General features: G+C 70.9%; 18 protein-coding genes. 13 read left to right on the top strand and 5 right to left on the bottom strand.

Annotation, left to right across the window (positions count from 1 at the left end; genetic code table 11):
• Positions 1-40 precede the first annotated feature (40 nt).
• The 7 genes from RWE79_RS27215 (at position 41) to RWE79_RS27245 (ending at position 6,562) form a co-directional block, all read left to right on the top strand.
• Complete coding sequence (locus RWE79_RS27215; protein WP_475942699.1) at positions 41-595, top strand: F0F1 ATP synthase subunit B; 555 nt, start codon at positions 41-43, stop codon at positions 593-595.
• A 2-nt stretch (positions 596-597) separates the two neighbouring features.
• Positions 598-1,413: a F0F1 ATP synthase subunit delta gene (locus RWE79_RS27220; RefSeq protein WP_475946132.1), complete on the top strand. Its 816-nt coding sequence runs from the start codon at positions 598-600 to the stop codon at positions 1,411-1,413.
• Positions 1,414-1,552: 139 nt separating this feature from the next.
• Positions 1,553-3,124: a F0F1 ATP synthase subunit alpha gene (gene atpA, locus RWE79_RS27225; RefSeq protein WP_475942700.1), complete on the top strand. Its 1,572-nt coding sequence runs from the start codon at positions 1,553-1,555 to the stop codon at positions 3,122-3,124.
• Positions 3,125-3,126: 2 nt separating this feature from the next.
• Positions 3,127-4,041, top strand: coding sequence for a F0F1 ATP synthase subunit gamma (locus RWE79_RS27230; protein WP_475942701.1), 915 nt, complete (start codon positions 3,127-3,129; stop codon positions 4,039-4,041).
• Positions 4,042-4,046: 5 nt separating this feature from the next.
• Entirely contained in the window at positions 4,047-5,489 is a 1,443-nt protein-coding gene (atpD, locus tag RWE79_RS27235; protein WP_475942702.1) for a F0F1 ATP synthase subunit beta, read from the top strand.
• Between the two features lie 118 nt (positions 5,490-5,607).
• On the top strand, positions 5,608-5,985 hold the full coding sequence (locus RWE79_RS27240; RefSeq protein WP_475946134.1) for a F0F1 ATP synthase subunit epsilon: 378 nt from the start codon (positions 5,608-5,610) through the stop codon (positions 5,983-5,985).
• A gap of 121 nt (positions 5,986-6,106) precedes the next feature.
• The gene (locus RWE79_RS27245; RefSeq protein ID WP_475942703.1) at positions 6,107-6,562 is read left to right on the top strand and encodes a DUF2550 domain-containing protein; all 456 of its coding nucleotides are present in this window, start codon (positions 6,107-6,109) and stop codon (positions 6,560-6,562) included.
• Positions 6,563-6,572: 10 nt separating this feature from the next.
• On the opposite strand, the gene RWE79_RS27250 is transcribed toward RWE79_RS27245, so the two are convergent.
• The 3 genes from RWE79_RS27250 to RWE79_RS27260 form a co-directional block, all read right to left on the bottom strand.
• Entirely contained in the window at positions 6,573-7,145 is a 573-nt protein-coding gene (locus RWE79_RS27250) for a cob(I)yrinic acid a,c-diamide adenosyltransferase (RefSeq protein WP_475942704.1), read from the bottom strand.
• A gap of 108 nt (positions 7,146-7,253) precedes the next feature.
• A complete protein-coding gene (locus RWE79_RS27255) occupies positions 7,254-8,009 on the bottom strand; it encodes an ABC transporter permease (RefSeq protein WP_475942705.1) in 756 nt (251 codons plus the stop codon).
• Positions 8,010-8,066: 57 nt separating this feature from the next.
• Positions 8,067-8,888: an ABC transporter ATP-binding protein gene (locus RWE79_RS27260; RefSeq protein ID WP_475942706.1), complete on the bottom strand. Its 822-nt coding sequence runs from the start codon at positions 8,886-8,888 to the stop codon at positions 8,067-8,069.
• Positions 8,889-8,967: 79 nt separating this feature from the next.
• On the opposite strand from RWE79_RS27260, the gene RWE79_RS27265 reads away from it, so the two are divergent.
• From RWE79_RS27265 to RWE79_RS27280, 4 genes are all read left to right on the top strand, one after another.
• Positions 8,968-9,624 carry a TetR/AcrR family transcriptional regulator gene (locus tag RWE79_RS27265; RefSeq protein ID WP_475942707.1) on the top strand — a complete coding sequence of 219 codons (657 nt, stop codon included), beginning with the start codon at positions 8,968-8,970 and terminating at the stop codon, positions 9,622-9,624.
• Positions 9,625-9,703: 79 nt separating this feature from the next.
• The gene (locus RWE79_RS27270) at positions 9,704-10,552 is read left to right on the top strand and encodes a 3-hydroxyacyl-CoA dehydrogenase family protein (protein WP_475942708.1); all 849 of its coding nucleotides are present in this window, start codon (positions 9,704-9,706) and stop codon (positions 10,550-10,552) included.
• Between the two features lie 179 nt (positions 10,553-10,731).
• Positions 10,732-11,052 carry an STAS domain-containing protein gene (locus tag RWE79_RS27275; RefSeq protein WP_475942709.1) on the top strand — a complete coding sequence of 107 codons (321 nt, stop codon included), beginning with the start codon at positions 10,732-10,734 and terminating at the stop codon, positions 11,050-11,052.
• 173 nt (positions 11,053-11,225) lie between these two features.
• Positions 11,226-13,751, top strand: a complete 2,526-nt coding sequence (locus RWE79_RS27280) for an ATP-binding protein (protein ID WP_475942710.1) — start codon at positions 11,226-11,228, stop codon at positions 13,749-13,751.
• A gap of 46 nt (positions 13,752-13,797) precedes the next feature.
• Here RWE79_RS27280 and nucS read toward each other — a convergent pair whose 3' ends face one another.
• Positions 13,798-14,463 carry an endonuclease NucS gene (gene nucS, locus RWE79_RS27285; protein WP_475942711.1) on the bottom strand — a complete coding sequence of 222 codons (666 nt, stop codon included), beginning with the start codon at positions 14,461-14,463 and terminating at the stop codon, positions 13,798-13,800.
• Between the two features lie 246 nt (positions 14,464-14,709).
• On the opposite strand from nucS, the gene RWE79_RS27290 reads away from it, so the two are divergent.
• The gene (locus tag RWE79_RS27290) at positions 14,710-15,102 is read left to right on the top strand and encodes an SCO5389 family protein (protein WP_475942712.1); all 393 of its coding nucleotides are present in this window, start codon (positions 14,710-14,712) and stop codon (positions 15,100-15,102) included.
• Between the two features lie 41 nt (positions 15,103-15,143).
• Here RWE79_RS27290 and RWE79_RS27295 read toward each other — a convergent pair whose 3' ends face one another.
• Complete coding sequence (locus RWE79_RS27295) at positions 15,144-16,205, bottom strand: LLM class flavin-dependent oxidoreductase (RefSeq protein WP_475942713.1); 1,062 nt, start codon at positions 16,203-16,205, stop codon at positions 15,144-15,146.
• A gap of 214 nt (positions 16,206-16,419) precedes the next feature.
• Between RWE79_RS27295 and RWE79_RS27300 the strand changes: the two genes are divergently transcribed.
• Positions 16,420-16,758 (top strand): ATP/GTP-binding protein, encoded by a 339-nt coding sequence (locus tag RWE79_RS27300; protein WP_475942714.1) that lies wholly within the window; start codon positions 16,420-16,422, stop codon positions 16,756-16,758.
• Positions 16,759-16,771 lie beyond the last annotated feature (13 nt).

A 16,771-nucleotide genomic window follows, 5' to 3' on the forward strand; every position in this document is an offset into this window, starting at 1 on the left:
ACGAAGCACTCGACCAACCCCCTTAACGGAAGGCACTGATGTGACTGCCCTGGTAACGATCGCGGTGGAGGAGATGGAGAATCCCCTCATCCCGGCGATCCCGGAGCTCATCATCGGCCTGATCGCCTTCGCCGTCGTCTTCTTCTTCCTCGCCAAGAAGCTCCTCCCGAACATCAACAAGGTTCTGGACGAGCGACGCGAGGCGATCGAGGGTGGCATCGAGAAGGCCGAGGCCGTCCAGGCCGAGGCCGAGCAGACCCTTGCCAAGTACAAGGAGCAGCTCGCCGAGGCCCGCCACGAGGCGAACCGTCTCCGTCAGGAGGCGCAGGAGCAGGGCGCCGCGCTCATCGCGGAGATGCGTGCGGAGGGCCAGCGCCAGCGCGAGGACATCGTCGCCGCGGGCCACGCCCAGATCGAGGCCGACCGCAAGGCCGCCGCGCAGTCGCTGCGCCAGGACGTGGGCCAGCTGGCCACCGACCTGGCCGGCAAGCTGGTCGGCGAGTCCCTGGACGACGTCGCGCGGCAGAGCCGGGTGATCGACCGGTTCCTCGACGGACTCGACGACACCGCGGCGAAGGCCGAGGCGGCTCGATGACCCTGCACGGAGCGAGCCGCGAGGCGCTGGCCGCCGCGCGCGAGCAGCTGGACGCGCTGACGGACAACACGTCCGTCGACGCGGCGACGCTCGCCGGCGAGCTGGCCGCCGTCACGGCGCTGCTCGACCGCGAGGGATCGCTGCGGCGGGCCCTGACCGACCCGGCGAAGCCCGGCGAGGCCAAGGCCGGTCTGGCCGGCACGGTGCTCGGCGGACAGGTCGGCGGCGAGACCGTCGACCTGGTGTCGGGGCTGGTCCGCTCCCGGTGGTCGCGCTCGCGTGACCTGGCGGACGCGCTGGAGGAGCTGTCGTACGGCGCCGACCTGGTCGCCGCGCAGCGCACGGACGCGCTCGACGAGGTCGAGGACGAGCTGTTCCGGTTCGGCCGGATCGTCACCGGCAGCTCCGAGCTGCGGGCGGCCCTGTCCGACAAGGCGGCGTCCAACACGGCCAAGGCCGAGCTGCTCCGATCGCTGCTGGGCGGCCGGGCCAACCCGGTGACCGAGCGGATCGTGGTCCGCCTGGTGACGCAGCCGCGTGGACGTAGCCTGGAGACAGGGATCGACGCCCTGTCCCGGCTGGCCGCCGCCCGTCGCAACCGGATGGTCGCGGTCGTGGTGTCGGCGGTTCCGCTCAGCGACCGGCAGAAGCAGCGTCTCGGCGCCGCGCTTGCCAGGCTGTACGGCCGGCAGGTGCACCTGAACCTCGACGTGGACCCCGCGGTCCTCGGCGGGATCACCGTTCGGGTGGGCGACGAGGTCATCAACGGGACCATCGCGGACCGTCTCGACGAGGCGGCCCGGCGCATGGCCGGCTGACACAGCCACTGACTCAAAGAGCCCAGTTTTTTCAGATAGAGCGCAGCCAGCGGCCCGAGTTGGGCCGTAGCACAGAATTTCTGGGGGGAGCCCCAGACCCCCCGGACTTCGGGCCCAACAAGGAGAGCAGGGAACCCAGATGGCGGAGCTTACGATCCGGCCGGAGGAGATCCGGGACGCGCTGGAGAACTTTGTCCAGTCGTACAAGCCGGACGCCGCCTCACGCGAGGAGGTCGGCACGGTCAGCGAGGCCGGAGACGGCATCGCGAAGGTCGAGGGCCTTCCCTCGGCCATGGCGAACGAGCTGCTGAGGTTCGAGGACGGCACCCTCGGTCTCGCCCTCAACCTCGAAGAGCGTGAGATCGGCGCGATCGTCCTCGGCGAGTTCAACGGCATCGAGGAGGGCCAGCCGGTCACCCGCACCGGTGAGGTCCTGTCCGTCGCTGTCGGCGAGGGCTACCTGGGCCGGGTCGTCGACCCGCTCGGCAACCCGATCGACGGCCTCGGCGAGATCGAGACCGACAGCCGCCGCGCGCTGGAGCTCCAGGCTCCCGGCGTCATGGCCCGTAAGTCGGTGCACGAGCCGATGCAGACCGGTCTCAAGGCCGTCGACGCCATGACCCCGATCGGCCGTGGCCAGCGTCAGCTGATCATCGGCGACCGCCAGACCGGCAAGACCGCCCTGGCCGTCGACACGATCATCAACCAGCGCGACAACTGGCGTTCCGGCGACCCGAAGAAGCAGGTCCGCTGCATCTACGTCGCCGTCGGCCAGAAGGGCTCCACCATCGCGTCCGTGCGCGGTGCCCTGGAGGAGGCCGGCGCCCTGGAGTACACGACGATCGTCGCGGCTCCGGCGTCCGACCCGGCCGGCTTCAAGTACCTCGCCCCGTACACCGGTTCGGCCATCGGCCAGCACTGGATGTACCAGGGCAAGCACGTCCTGATCGTCTTCGACGACCTGAGCAAGCAGGCCGACGCCTACCGCGCCGTGTCCCTGCTGCTGCGCCGCCCGCCGGGCCGTGAGGCCTACCCGGGCGACGTCTTCTACCTGCACTCCCGCCTGCTGGAGCGCTGCGCGAAGCTCTCCGACGAGCTGGGTGCCGGTTCCATGACCGGTCTGCCGATCGTGGAGACCAAGGCCAACGACGTGTCGGCGTTCATCCCGACCAACGTCATCTCCATCACCGACGGCCAGTGCTTCCTGGAGTCCGACCTGTTCAACGCGGGCCAGCGCCCGGCGCTGAACGTCGGCATCTCGGTCTCCCGCGTCGGCGGCTCGGCACAGCACAAGGCCATGCGGCAGGTGTCCGGCCGGCTGCGCGTGGACCTCGCCCAGTACCGTGAGCTGGAGGCCTTCTCCGCCTTCGGTTCCGACCTGGACGCGGCGTCCAAGTCCCAGCTGGAGCGCGGCAAGCGCATGGTCGAGCTGCTCAAGCAGGGCCAGTACGCGCCGTACCCGGTCGAGGACCAGGTCGTCTCCGTCTGGGCCGGCACCAACGGCAAGATGGACGACGTACCCGTCCAGGACATCCGCCGCTTCGAGCGTGAGCTGCTGGACTACCTGCACCGCGATCGCAAGTCGCTGATGACGGGCATCGTCGAGGGCGGCAAGATGGGCGACGAGACGATCCAGGCGCTGGGCGAGGCAGTCGACACCTTCAAGAAGCAGTTCGAGACCTCGGACGGCAAGCTGCTGGGTGAGGGCTGAGCATGGGCGCACAGCTTCGCGTATACAAGCGTCGCATCAAGTCCATCACCGCCACCAAGAAGATCACCAAGGCGATGGAGATGATCGCCGCCTCGCGCATCGTCAAGGCCCAGCGCCAGGTGCAGGCGTCGACCCCGTACGCGACCGAACTCACCCGCGCGGTGACCGCGGTGGCCATCGGGTCCAACACCAAGCACCCGCTGACCACCGAGGCCGAGAACCCGAGCCGGGTCGCGGTCCTGCTCGTCACGAGCGACCGCGGTCTGGCAGGCGGCTACTCCTCCAACGCCATCAAGGCCGCGGACCGGCTCACCGAGCGCCTGCGCGCGGAGGGCAAGGAGGTCGACTCGTACATCGTCGGCCGCAAGGGTGTCGCCTACTACGGCTTCCGTGAGCGCCCCGTCGTGGAGTCGTGGACCGGGTTCACCGACAAGCCGTCCTACGCGGACGCCAAGTCGGTGGCCGGACCGCTGATCGAGGCCGTACAGAAGGACACCGCTGAGGGCGGCGTGGACGAGCTGCACATCGTCTTCACGGAGTTCGTGTCGATGATGACGCAGACGCCGGTGCAGAACCGGCTGCTGCCGCTCAGCCTCGACGAAGCGGCCAAGGAACAGGAGTCGAAGGGGGAGATCCTTCCCCTCTACGACTTCGAGCCGTCGGCGGAAGGCGTCCTGGACGCGCTGCTGCCTCGCTACGTCGAGAGCCGGATCTACAACGCTCTGCTGCAGGCCGCCGCTTCCGAGCACGCCGCCCGCCGCCGCGCGATGAAGTCGGCGACCGACAACGCCGGGGACCTCGTCAAGAGCCTGTCCCGGCGTGCCAACGCGGCCCGCCAGGCCGAAATCACCCAGGAAATCAGCGAGATCGTCGGTGGCGCGAGCGCCCTGGCCGACGCGACCGCGGGGAGTGACTGACACCAATGACCACCACTGTTGAAACCGCCACGGCCGCCGGCCGCGTAGCGCGCGTCATCGGCCCGGTCGTCGACGTGGAGTTCCCCGTCGACGCGATGCCGGAGATCTACAACGCGCTGACCGTCCAGGTCGCCGACCCGGCCGAGAACGGCAAGCTCAAGACGCTGACCCTCGAAGTCGCCCAGCACCTGGGCGACGGCGTGATCCGTTCCATCTCCATGCAGCCCACCGACGGTCTGGTCCGCCAGGCCCCGGTGACCGACACGGGCGCGGGCATCTCCGTCCCCGTCGGTGACGTCACCAAGGGCAAGGTGTTCAACACCCTCGGCGAGATCCTGAACGTGGACCCGTCCACGGTCGAGGTCACCGAGCGCTGGCCGATCCACCGCAAGGCCCCGGCCTTCGACCAGCTCGAGTCCAAGACCGAGATGTTCGAGACCGGCCTGAAGGTCGTCGACCTGCTGACCCCGTACGTCAAGGGCGGCAAGATCGGTCTGTTCGGTGGTGCGGGCGTCGGCAAGACCGTCCTCATCCAGGAAATGATCATGCGTGTGGCCAAGCTGCACGAGGGCGTTTCCGTGTTCGCCGGCGTCGGCGAGCGCACCCGTGAGGGCAACGACCTGCTCGCCGAGATGGAGGAGTCCGGCGTTCTGGACAAGACCGCGCTGGTCTTCGGCCAGATGGACGAGCCCCCGGGCACCCGTCTGCGGGTCGCGCTGGCCGGTCTGACCATGGCGGAGTACTTCCGCGATGTGCAGAAGCAGGACGTGCTGTTCTTCATCGACAACATCTTCCGCTTCACCCAGGCCGGTTCCGAGGTCTCCACGCTGCTCGGCCGCATGCCGTCCGCGGTGGGCTACCAGCCCAACCTCGCGGACGAGATGGGTCAGCTCCAGGAGCGCATCACCTCGACCCGTGGTCACTCGATCACCTCGATGCAGGCGATCTACGTCCCCGCGGACGACCTGACCGACCCGGCTCCGGCCACCACCTTCGCGCACCTCGACGCGACGACGGTGCTGTCCCGGCCGATCTCGGAGAAGGGCATCTACCCGGCGGTCGACCCGCTGGACTCGACGTCCCGGATCCTGGACCCGCGCTACATCGCGCAGGACCACTACGACTGCGCCATGCGCGTCAAGGGCATCCTGCAGAAGTACAAGGACCTCCAGGACATCATCGCGATCCTCGGTATCGACGAGCTGGGCGAGGAGGACAAGCTCACCGTCCACCGTGCCCGCCGGATCGAGCGCTTCCTGTCGCAGAACACCCACGCGGCGAAGCAGTTCACCGGTGTCGACGGCTCCGACGTCTCCCTGGAGGAGTCGATCACCGCGTTCAACGCCATCGCCGACGGTAAGTACGACCACTTCCCCGAGCAGGCGTTCTTCATGTGCGGTGGCATCGAGGACCTGGAGCGCAACGCGAAGGAACTGGGCGTCGGCTGACGCTGACCGCTCATCGCGGCAGGGGGACGGACGCCCTGCGTCCGTCCCCCTGCCGCACCCCCGTTATCCTGTGTTTCACGCACCCGCCGGAAGGCGGTGGGTGCCGACCCGAGGAGCCATCTTGGCTGAGCTGCACGTCGAGCTGGTCGCCGCGGACCGCAGTGTCTGGTCCGGCGAGGCCACCCTGGTCGTCGCACGCACCGAGTCGGGCGACATCGGCGTCATGCCGGGCCACCAGCCGCTGCTCGGTGTGCTGCAGTCCGGCCCGGTGACCATCCGTACGAGTGACGGCGGCACGGTCGTGGCGGCAGTGCACGGCGGCTTCCTGTCGTTCGCCGACAACAAGCTGTCGGTCCTGGCCGAGATCGCCGAGCTCGCCGAGGAGATCGACGTCGCGCGGGCGGAGCGGGCACTGGAGCGCGCCAAGTCCGACGCCGACGCACTGAGCGAGCGCCGCGCCGAGGTACGCCTCCTGGCCGCCACGGGCACGCGCTGACAACCAGCCGGAAGCCGCGGAAAGCCTTTCGAGGCCTTCCGCGGCTGCGGCGCATCCGGCACGGGTGCCGGAGAGTATTCCTATTCGTGACGTCGAGCGTTGAGCGAGGAGGTCGGTGGGCGTGATCCTCGCTTTTCAGCTGTGCGGAGTGATTGTCGCCGCGGCGCTGCTGGGACTGTTCGTCTTCGGGCTGCGCAGGCGGCTCATCCAGCGGTCCGGTGGCACCTTCGACTGCAGCCTGCGTCTGGTCGGAGCGCCCGCCGCGGCGGACGCCGAGCCGTCGGGCAAGGGCTGGATCTACGGCGTCGCCCGCTACAGCGGCGACCGTGTGGAGTGGTTCCGGGTCTTCTCCTACGCCCCCCGGCCGCGCCGGGCCCTGGAACGTTCCGCCATCGAGGTGCTGCACCGCCGTGAGCCGCGCGGGCAGGAGGAGCTGGCGCTGCTGTCGGACTCCGTCGTCCTGGCCTGCGAGCACAAGGGCCTGCGGCTGGAACTGGCGATGAGCGACGACGCCCTGACCGGGTTCCTGGCCTGGCTTGAAGCCGCCCCTCCCGGCCAGCGGGTCAACGTGGCCTGAACGCAGTGGCCTAGCGGTTCTCGCCGGGCACCCACAGCACGTCACCGACGGCCCTGTTGGCGATCCGGGCCAGGATGAACAGCAGGTCGGAGAGCCGGTTGAGGTAGGTCGCCGTCAGGGGGTTCATCACCTCCGCGTGCACCTCCATGGCCGCCCAGGTGGACCGCTCGGCACGCCGCACCACCGTGCAGGCCTGGTGCAGCAGGGCCGCGCCAGGGGTGCCACCGGGCAGGATGAAGCTGCGCAGCTTCTCCAGCTCCTCCAGGAACCGGTCGCAGTCGCCCTCCAGCTTGTCCACGTACCCCTGCTCGACCCGCAGCGGCGGATACTTCGGGTCGGGCACCACCGGCGTCGCCAGGTCGGCCCCCACGTCGAAGAGATCGTTCTGTACGCGGGTGAGCACCGCCGTGACGTCGGGGGACAGCCCGCCCAGCGCGATGGCGACCCCGATGGCCGCGTTGGCCTCGTTGGCGTCGGCGTAGGCGGCGATACGCGGGTCGGTCTTGGCGGTGCGGCTCATGTCGCCCAGGGCCGTGGTGCCGTCGTCGCCGGTACGGGTGTAGATGCGCGTGAGATTGACCATGGGCCGAGCCTAGTGCGGTGGCCGCACGGGTTCACCAGGCCCGTGGGGTGGCTGGATGTGTCCTCGGATCGTGGGTCGGGCTGATATTCGGCCCGACCCGCGCACCGGTCAGGCGCCGGCCCTCACGAAAACCCTGGTGCCCACCGTCACCGAAGCGGCGGCGAAGACGACCGCGACCAGCGCGCCGATGCCGACGGTGCCGCTCCCGTAGTCCCCGACGAAGGAGGCGCGGACCGCGTCGACGAGGTAGCGGAACGGCACGAGGTGGGAGACGGCGTCCAGCCAGCCGGGGGCGAGGGCCATCGGGAGCAGGAGTCCGGAGAGCAGCATCGCGGGCATGTTGACCGCGTTGATGACGGGGGCGAACTCCTGCGGGGTGTTCACGCGCATGGCCAGCGCGTACGACAGCGAGGCGAGCGAGACGGTCAGCACGGCGACGAAGACGAAGCCCAGGGCGACACCGGCGACCGGCGCGCGGAGCCCGAGGGGCAGGGCGGCCAGGACCAGCACGAGCGACTGGACCAGCAGCAGGAGTACGTCCTTGAGGGCCCGCCCGAGCAGCAGGGCGAGCCGCGAGACCGGGGTCACCCGCATACGTTCCACGATGCCGTGCTGTTTCTCGACAAGGATCCCGAAACCGGCGAACGCCGCACTGAACAGGCCGAGTTGGATCATCAGCCCGGGGACCAGGGTCTGCCAGGAGCTGCCGGCGGTGCCGAGTTTCAGCCCCGTCAGCAGGGGGCCGAAGAAGACCAGGTAGAGCAGGGGCATGAGCAGGCCGAAGACCACACCCAGGCGGGAGCGCAGGGTCTGGCGCAGGTAGCGGCGGAAGACGAGCGCGGTGTCGGTGAGCAGCTGGGACAAGGCGGGCTCCTGGTGGGCGGCTGGTGAGACGCTGGTGAGTCGGCTGGTGGGACGGCGTCAGATGGCGACGGGGGCGGAGTCCCGGGGGGCGCCGGTGCGTCCGGTGACGGCCAGGAAGGCGTCCTGGAGCGTGGCGCCGGGGGAGCCCGCGTACTCGGTCTTGAGGGCGGCGGCCGTGCCCTCGGCGGCGATCCGGCCGTGGTCGACGATCACCAGGCGGTCGGCGAGCGCGTCGGCCTCGTCCAGGTAGTGCGTGGTGAGGAAGACGGTGGTGCCGCGCTCGGCGCGGATCCGCCGGACCAGGTCCCACAGGTCGGCCCGGCTGCCGGGGTCCAGGCCGGTGGTGGGCTCGTCCAGGAACAGGATCCCGGGCCGGTGGGTCAGGGCCATGGCGATGTCCAGGCGCCGCCGCTGCCCGCCGGACAGGGCGCCGCACTTGCGGTCGAGCAGGCCGTCCAGGCCCAGGTCGCCGGCCAGTTCTTCGGCGCGGGCCGCGGCCACGGCCCCGGGGAGCCGGTACAGCCGGCCCTGGGTGACCAGTTCCTCCCGCAGGGAGACCGCGGGGTCGACGCCGCTGGACTGGGCGACGTAGCCGATCCGTTCGCGTACCCCTTCCGGATCGCCGGCGAGGTCGCGTCCGGCGACGGTGGCCGTGCCGCCGGTCGGGGCGAGGAGCGTGGTGAGCATGCGCAGGGTGGTGGTCTTGCCGGCGCCGTTGGGGCCCAGGAAGCCGAGGATCTCGCCGCGCCCCACGGTGAGGTCGATGCCGCGTACGGCTTCGACGGCGCCGCGTTTGGTGTGGAAGGTCCGGGCGAGTCCGCGGGTGCTGATCACCGGGTCCGGATGGGGGAGTGCCGTGGTCGAGGAGGTCGTTGTCATGGCCCCAGAAAATCAGAGTGATAGCAAATTTGCAATGACTCCAAAAATTAAGTGATGCCAGCGAAGCTAGGATGGGGCCATGGACGCGACATCGGGCGCCGAGGGGCTGCGGGAGCGCAAGAAGCGGCAGACCAGGCAGTACATCTCCGACGTGGCCACCGGACTCTTCGTCGAGCGGGGCTTCGACGAGGTGACCGTCGCCGAGATCGCCGAGTGCGCGGACGTATCGGTCAACACCGTCTACAACTACTTCCCGGACAAGGTCGACCTCTTCTTCGACCGGCACGACGCGGTCGAGGAACGGCTGTCCGTCATCGTGCGCGGCCGCGCCCCGGGGGAGTCGGCCGCGCGGGCCGTCCTGCGCACCCTGCGCGAGGAGCTGACCTCGATCTCGCCCGCGCTCGGCCTGATGCCGGGCTATGCCAGGTTCCTGCGGGTCTGTCATGGCTCGCCCGCGCTGATGGCCGGACTCTGGCGCATGCAGAACCTCGCCGAGGACGCCCTGGCCCGCACCCTCCGCTCCGAGACCGCCGCGCGGGACGGCGACCCGCTGCCCGAACTGGTCGCCGGTCAGATCGCCTGGGTGCAGAACTCCGTGATGCGCGCGATCGGCCGCGCCATGGCCGACGGCGGCGAGCCGGACGGCGTGTCCCGGGCAGTCCTGGTCAAACTGGACGCCATGGGGGACCTGCTGAGCGACGCGGTCCTCAACTATGCGACGAAGGACACAGGGTGACCCGCCTCTCTTAGTGCTGCGCCCGCCTGTGAACCGACGTTAAGGTCCCCGCAACAGCGTCGAGAAGAAGGTGTGTGCCGTGGCGAAGAAGCTCGCCGTCATCGGAGCCGGCCTCATGGGCTCCGGTATCGCTCAGGTGTCGGCCCAGGCGGGGTACGAGGTGGTGCTCCGCGACGTCACGGACGAGGCGCTGGACCGGGGACTGGGCGGTATCCAGGCCTCCTACGACAAGTTCGTCACCAAGGGCAGGCTGTCGGCCGAGGACGCGGCGGCGGCGCTGGGCCGGATCACCACCACCACCGATCTGGACGCCGTGGCCGAGGCGGACATCGTCGTCGAGGCCGTCTTCGAGAAGATCGAGGTCAAGCAGGAGATCTTCCGGGCGCTGGACAAGATCGCCAAGCAGGACGCGGTGCTGGCCTCCAACACCTCCGCCATCCCGATCACCAAGATCGCGGCCGTGACGGAGCGCCCGGAGCGCGTGGTCGGCACGCACTTCTTCTCCCCGGTCCCGCTGATGCAGCTCTGCGAGCTGGTCCGCGGCTACAAGACCAGCGACGAGACCCTGGCCCGCGCCAAGGCCTTCGCCGAGGAGATCGGCAAGACCACGATCACCGTCAACCGTGACGTGGCGGGCTTTGTCACCACCCGCCTGATCTCGGCGCTGGTCGTCGAGGCGGCCAGACTCTACGAGTCCGGGGTGGCCTCCGCCGAGGACATCGACATCGCCTGCAAGCTGGGCTTCGGCCATGCGATGGGGCCGCTGGCCACCGCCGACATGACCGGTGTCGACATCCTGGTGCACGCCACCGGCAACATCTACACCGAGACCCAGGACGAGAAGTTCGCCCCGCCGGAGATCATGCGGCGGATGGTGGACGCGGGCGCCCACGGCCGGAAGACCGGCGAAGGCTTCTACAGCTACTGAGGCCACCGAGGCCACCGAGGAGATTCACCCGCACGGGTGAATTGGGTATCGGTTCGCTCACAGACGGCAACCTCTTAGTACGACGGACCGTCAGTTACGTAGTACTACGGCACATTCTCACGGGGCCCAGGGGACCCGCGGGATCCACGGGATACACGCGACAGGGGAGCGGAGCGGATATGCACATCAGGGGCGACCACGCCGAGCTGGTCGTCGGGGGCCGCCTCGACGTCCGCAGCGCGGCGGACGCCCGGACGGTCCTGCACCGCGCCGTCGACTCCGGCGAAGGGGACCTGGTGCTCGACCTGAGCGAGCTGGACTCGTGGGACGCCACGGGACTCGGTGTGATCATGGGGGCGCACCGCAGGGCCGGCCGGGCCGACCGGCGGCTGGTGCTGCGGTGCGTGCCGCCGCAGCTGCAGCGGCTGCTGGTCGCCACCCGGCTGCACCGCATCCTTTTCATCGAGGGGGGCATCGTGGTGGGATCGGCCCAGGGCTGACCAAGCTGGCCAAATCCGTACGCAAGGGCGGCCTGCCGCCCCTGGCGTTCATTCATACTGTGTGAAGGTCTAGGGTTCGGATCTGACCGGGCCCGGTCCAATGGCGGACGCGCGGTGGCCCTCGACACGGCCCTGCTCGCAACGCACCTGGGGGGCGGAGACATATGGACCACATGGACCCACACAACGGCGTGCCCGGCGAAGAGCCCGAGGACGAGAGGCCCGAGGGCACCGAGGCCGACGACAGCACCGTCGTCCTGCCGCACGCCCAGCGCCAGCCGCTGCTGCCGCCCGCCCAGGAACCGAGCGGCGCCGCGGCGGCGCGGATCGTACGGCTGGTCGCGGGCGACTACCTGCTGACCCTCAACCCGGTGGACGGCAGCGAGATCACCGGCTGCCCGCCGCAGGAGCGGCCCGTACCCGTGCGGCGCACCCCGCGGGAGCGTGCCGCCCGCCAGGCCACCGTCCGGCCCCCCGTGCCCCCCGGGCCGCGCGGGCCCGAGCTGCCCCTGCTGGAGCGCGAGGAGGAACGCGAACGGCTGGCCCGGCTGCTCGCCCGCGGCCGCTCCGTCCGGGTCGCCGGCCCCTCCGGCGCCGGCCGCAGTGTGCTGCTCGACGCCGTCGCCGCCGCCTGCTCCGAACTGGCCCCCGACGGGGTCATCCGGCTCTCCGGATACCGCCGCACCCCCAGCGACCTGCTCCAGGAGCTGTTCGCCGCCGTCTACGAGGCCGAGGGCCACCGGCCGGACCGGGCCCTGCTGCTCGACCTGCTGCGTGACGTGGGCGCGGTCGTGGTCGTGGACGACCTGGAGTTCGGCGGCGCCGCCCTGGAGGATCTGCTCGGCTCGGCGCCCGAGTGCGCCTTCCTGATGTCGGCGACCCCGGATGTCGCGCCCCCGGCCGCCGATTCGGCGGTCGAGGAGATCTTCCTGCCCGGCCTGACCCGGATCGCCTGCCTGGAGCTGCTGGAGCACGCGGTGGAACGGCCGCTCCAGGACGAGGAGGCCGCCTGGGCCGCGGACCTGTGGTTCGAGTCCGAGGGGCTGCCGCTGCGCTTCGTCCAGGCCGGCGCCCTGCTGCGGCGGCGCGACGAACAGGGCGTGCTGTCGGTCGCCGGTGACGAGCCGGTCTGGTCCTCCGGCTCCGGCCAGGACCGTGACCGTGACCACGACCTGGAGCTGGACCTCGGGACCACCGTGCCGCTGGACGCGCTGCGCGACGGCGTCCCGTCGGCGCCCGCCGGGCACATACCCCTGCCCTCGCTGGCCGAGAGCGCGGCCCCGGCCGAACTGCTCGCCTCCTGGCTCGGGGAGTCCGCGCGCGAGTCCCTGCGGTTCGCGGTCGCCCTGGGCGGCGAGATACCGCACCAGGCCCACCTGCCCGCCCTCGTCGGCGACACCCACGGCGACGCCGCCCTCGGCGAGCTGGTCGCCGTCGGCCTCGCCACCCCGGTCGCCGCGCACTACCGGCTCGCGGCCGGTGTACGGCAGCAACTGGCCCTGGCCGACGTCCCGGGCGGCCCCGGCCGCCCCGGTGGATCCGGCACCGACCGGGCGCACACCGCCGCCCAGCACTACGCCTGGTGGGCCGGGCACCGCTCCGTCTCCCCGGACCGGGTCGCCGCCGAGGCGGAGGCGATCCTCGCCGCACTGGCCGCGTGCCGCGACGGCGGGCACGCCAGCGCCGCCGTGCTGCTGGCCCGTACGGCCGCCCCGGTCTTCGCTGCCGCGCTCCACTGGAGCGCCTGGGAGCGGACGCTCCGGCTGGGCCAGGAGGCCGCCCGGCAAGCCGGTGAGGTCGCCGAAGAGGCTTACTTCCACCACGAGTTGGGCGTCCTCGCGCTCTGCACGGGCAGCCTCGACCGGGCCCGCAGCGAGCTGGAGGCCTCGATAGCCCTGCGGGGCGCTCTCGCGGACCGGCAGGGCACCACCGTGGGGCGCCGCACCCTGGCCCTGGTGGTGGACCGCTCCGGCGGCCCCGCCCCGGCCACCACGCCCGCCGGTGTGGAGGCGCCCACCGTCGGCACGGACTCCTCCGCGCTGCCCGGTGAGGCTCCGGCCACCGTCATCAGCAAGCGTCTCGCGCTGGGCGCGGCTCCCGGCTCCCGTACGGGCGGACCGCCCCAGCACGCCCGCCGCCGTCACCTCGCCGCGGCCGGCGCGGGCGCCCTGCTGGCGGCCGTGCTGGGCACCATCGTCACCCTGGGGACCACCTCCAACGGCGACGACACCAACACCCCGATGAACATCAAGCCGGTGGAGTCCGCCCAGCAGGACGAGGCCGACAACGACCTCCCCGCCGTCTCCGACCCGCCGGACGCCACCGCCAGTCCCGGCACGGCCGGTTCCGGCGCCTCCGCGGGGGCCACGTCGCCCGGGGCGACCGAGGGAGTGCTCTATCCCGGTGCCACCGGCACCTCCGGCAGCCCTTCGGCCACCGGCACGCAGAAGGCGACGAGCCGGCCGACGAAGACCCGTTCCTCGTCGACCCCGCGCCCGTCGTCCACGCACTCCGCCAGCCCGGCCCCGACGGGGTCGTCTTCGCCCTCCCCGTCGGCCAGCGTGTCACCGTCGGTCTCGTCGACCTCGCAGTCGCCGTCCACCTCCGACAGCGCCAGCGGAGCGGTGTCCACCAGCCCGGTGGGCTCCACCGTCGGTGACACGGGGGACGCCGGCGCCGCCGAGGGCCCGATCGCCTGAGCCGGACCGCTCGGCCGGACCACTCGGTCGGACGACAAGCTCCGGCTCAGAACAGCCGGAGCTTGTCGTCCTGGATGCCGCGCATCGCGTCGTAGTCGAGGACGACACAGCCGATGCCCCGGTCCGTGGCCAGTACGCGGGCCTGCGGCTTGATCTCCTGGGCCGCGAAGACGCCCTTGACCGGGGCGATCCGGGTGTCGCGGTTGAGCAGCTCCAGATAGCGGGTGAGCTGTTCGACGCCGTCGATCTCGCCGCGGCGCTTGATCTCGACGGCGACGGTGGTGCCGTCGCCGTCGCGGCAGAGGATGTCCACCGGGCCGATCGGGGTCGGGTACTCACGCCGGATCAGGGTCCAGCCCTCCCCGAGTACCTCCATCCGGTCCGCGAGCAGCTCCTGAAGGTGCGCTTCCACACCGTCCTTGATCAGGCCGGGGTCGACGCCCAGTTCGTGCGACGAGTCGTGCTGCACCTCCTCGATGGAGATGATCAGCTGTTCGCCGGCCTTGTTGGTGACGGTCCACAGACGGCCGTCCTCGCTCTCCTTCAGGGAGCACGGCGGCGACATCCAGTTGAGCGGCTTGTAGGCCCGGTCGTCGGCGTGGATGGACACCGATCCGTCGGCCTTGACGAGCAGCAGCCTGGTGGCCGAGGGGAGATGGGCGGAGAGCCGGCCCGCGTAGTCGACGGAGCAGCGGGCGATGACGAGACGCATGGTCGGCAACGCTACTCGAAGGCGCCCCCGGCACGCGATTCGCGGTCCGGACCGGCCGCACGCGGCGGTGGTCAAGAGTCGGTCAGGTTGTTGGAATGTGGCCGGTTGTGCGCCTCTGCTCCTGGTGCGGCCGGACCCTCACAGCCTACGGTTGTGAGTGGAAGCCGTCGTGCGGGAGAACACAGAGCGGCTTTCTCCGTTGTCCGTCTGACTCCTCGGACACGGGGGGTCACGAGAGGAGTACTCATGTCGCTCGACGTCTCACCGGCCCTCCTCGAACAGGCCGAGCGAGGCGAGGTCGACGAGCAGGAATTCGTCGACTGCGTCCGGACCTCCCTGCCCTACGCGTGGGAGATGGTCAGCTCTCTGGTGGCACAGCTCAAGGTGGACGGCGGTACGTTCGCCGACAACCAGACGCCGCCGCCGGACGAGCAAGCGCGTGGACAGCTGCTCCGCGCTCTGGCGAGTGACGCTATCCGGGGGGCCCTGCAACGGCATTTCGGGGTTCGGCTGGCCTTTCAGAACTGCCATCGGGTGGCGGTTTTTCCGCTCGACCCGGCGGTGGACGGAAGCTACGCCAAGTTCACCTCCGTACGGTCTCAACTGCTGAACCAGTCACCGGAGTTCAGGGACTGCTGAACCACCGCACCACAGCTCGGTGAACTGCTCCCGCGATTGGTTCAGCGCTGTGAAGTACCTGATCCGGCCAATTGCGGGAGCACTTCACTGCCCAGCGCCGCCACGTTCGCCTCGGTGGCCGCGAGATCACCGGAGCCCTCCACCAGCAGGGCGAAGCGCGTGATGCCGGTGCGCTCGGCGGTGGCGGAGAGCCGGTCCGCGCACAGCGCGGGCGGTCCCACCGGGTGCATGCCGCAGAGGAGTTCGGTGTAGGCGAACGGATCGCGCATCGCGCGCTCGCGGCCGTCGACGGTCACATGGGCCCCCAGGCCGCGCTGCAGCCAGCCGGGCATGGCCTTGAGCAGGGTCTCGGCCGCGTCCTGACGGCTGTCCGCGATCTGCGCGACTCCCGCCGATACATGTTCGGTCCCCGCCGACGCCACCATTTCGGGTGAAAGGCCCGCGCCGAGCGCCTCCGCCTGCCACATTGCGACCATGTCCGCCTTCTCCTCGTCGCCGCAGTGCATGCCCAGCAGCATCGGCAGCCCGCGGTGCGCGGCGAGCCGGACACCGGCGGGCGAGGTGCAGGCCACCACGACCTGCGGCCGGGACGGGCCGGCCGGTTCGTCGAACTCGTCCGGGCGCGGCACGACCGGCACTTCGCGGAACCGGAAGCGCGGACCGCGGCCCTCCACGCGGGCCTCGCCCAGCCACCGCAGCAGCAGGTCCAGCGACTCAGGGAACCCCGACTCGTACGCCGCCAGGCCCGCGCCGAAGACCTCCAGATCCACCCAGGGGCCGCCGCGGCCCACGCCGAGGGTGAAGCGGCCCCCGGAGGCGATGTGCAGCAGGGCCGCCTGTTCGCCCAGCGCCACCGGGTGCGCGGTGGGCAGCACGCTGACGGCTGTCCCGACCCCGATCCGGCTGGTGCGGCCGAGCAGCAGCGCGGCCAGCGTCACCGCGGAGGGGCACACGCCGTACGGGACGAAGTGGTGTTCGGCCAGCCACACCGTGTCCAGCCCGGCAGCCTCCGCGGCCTCGGCCGAGCGCACGGCCCGGTGCAGCGCCTCCGCCTGGCCCTGGCCCGGGAACTGGGCCGCGAGAACGAACGTACCGACGCGCATCGCGCTTCACACCCTCCGGTTGGCTCTGCCGGCATAAACGACTGACACGTGCCAAAGGCACGGTCGAACACCGTGATTTCATGATTTTGTACGGGCGAATCGGACAAATTAGGCAATGGTGGCGACGGGCGCCTACCCGGGCCCTGCGGCGGTACGCGCCCGCTGTCCTACGCTGGACACACCCGCGCTCCCGACCAGTCCGTGAGGTGTCCCCGTGTCCCCGCGCCGAAACCGCCAGCAGCGAGGCGGCGGCAAGCCCGCCCCCGCCGAGCGCCCCGGAGGCCTCGACGGCGGCCCCGGTTACGGTGCCGGACGCACCGAGACCTGGCAGGGGCAGGAGTGGTCGGTCCGCCCGGTGGCCGGCAGTACCGCCGGCAAGCACTACCGCTGCCCCGGCTGCGACCAGGAGATCCCGCCCGGCGTCGGCCATCTGGTGGCCTGGCCCGAGTTCGGCGGCGTGGACGACCGCCGCCACTGGCACCGCTCCTGCTGGAACGCCAGGGACCGCCGCACCACGAAGGTGCAGCGGTCCCGTAACGCGCCCAGGTACTGAGCCGGCTACGACC

Source organism: Streptomyces sp. RLA131 (assembly GCF_056270125.1).

What these genes read in the sequence shown, in the direction of transcription:
- atpA (WP_475942700.1), top strand. Translation starts at nt 1,553, where the DNA reads ATGGCGGAGCTTACGATCCGGCCGGAGGAGATCCGGGACGCGCTGGAG.
- RWE79_RS27230 (WP_475942701.1), top strand. Translation starts at nt 3,127, where the DNA reads ATGGGCGCACAGCTTCGCGTATACAAGCGTCGCATCAAGTCCATCACC.
- atpD (WP_475942702.1), top strand. Translation starts at nt 4,047, where the DNA reads ATGACCACCACTGTTGAAACCGCCACGGCCGCCGGCCGCGTAGCGCGC.
- RWE79_RS27250 (WP_475942704.1), bottom strand. Translation starts at nt 7,145, where the DNA reads ATGGTCAATCTCACGCGCATCTACACCCGTACCGGCGACGACGGCACC.
- RWE79_RS27260 (WP_475942706.1), bottom strand. Translation starts at nt 8,888, where the DNA reads ATGACAACGACCTCCTCGACCACGGCACTCCCCCATCCGGACCCGGTG.
- RWE79_RS27265 (WP_475942707.1), top strand. Translation starts at nt 8,968, where the DNA reads ATGGACGCGACATCGGGCGCCGAGGGGCTGCGGGAGCGCAAGAAGCGG.
- RWE79_RS27275 (WP_475942709.1), top strand. Translation starts at nt 10,732, where the DNA reads ATGCACATCAGGGGCGACCACGCCGAGCTGGTCGTCGGGGGCCGCCTC.
- RWE79_RS27280 (WP_475942710.1), top strand. Translation starts at nt 11,226, where the DNA reads ATGGACCCACACAACGGCGTGCCCGGCGAAGAGCCCGAGGACGAGAGG.
- nucS (WP_475942711.1), bottom strand. Translation starts at nt 14,463, where the DNA reads ATGCGTCTCGTCATCGCCCGCTGCTCCGTCGACTACGCGGGCCGGCTC.
- RWE79_RS27290 (WP_475942712.1), top strand. Translation starts at nt 14,710, where the DNA reads ATGTCGCTCGACGTCTCACCGGCCCTCCTCGAACAGGCCGAGCGAGGC.
- RWE79_RS27295 (WP_475942713.1), bottom strand. Translation starts at nt 16,205, where the DNA reads ATGCGCGTCGGTACGTTCGTTCTCGCGGCCCAGTTCCCGGGCCAGGGC.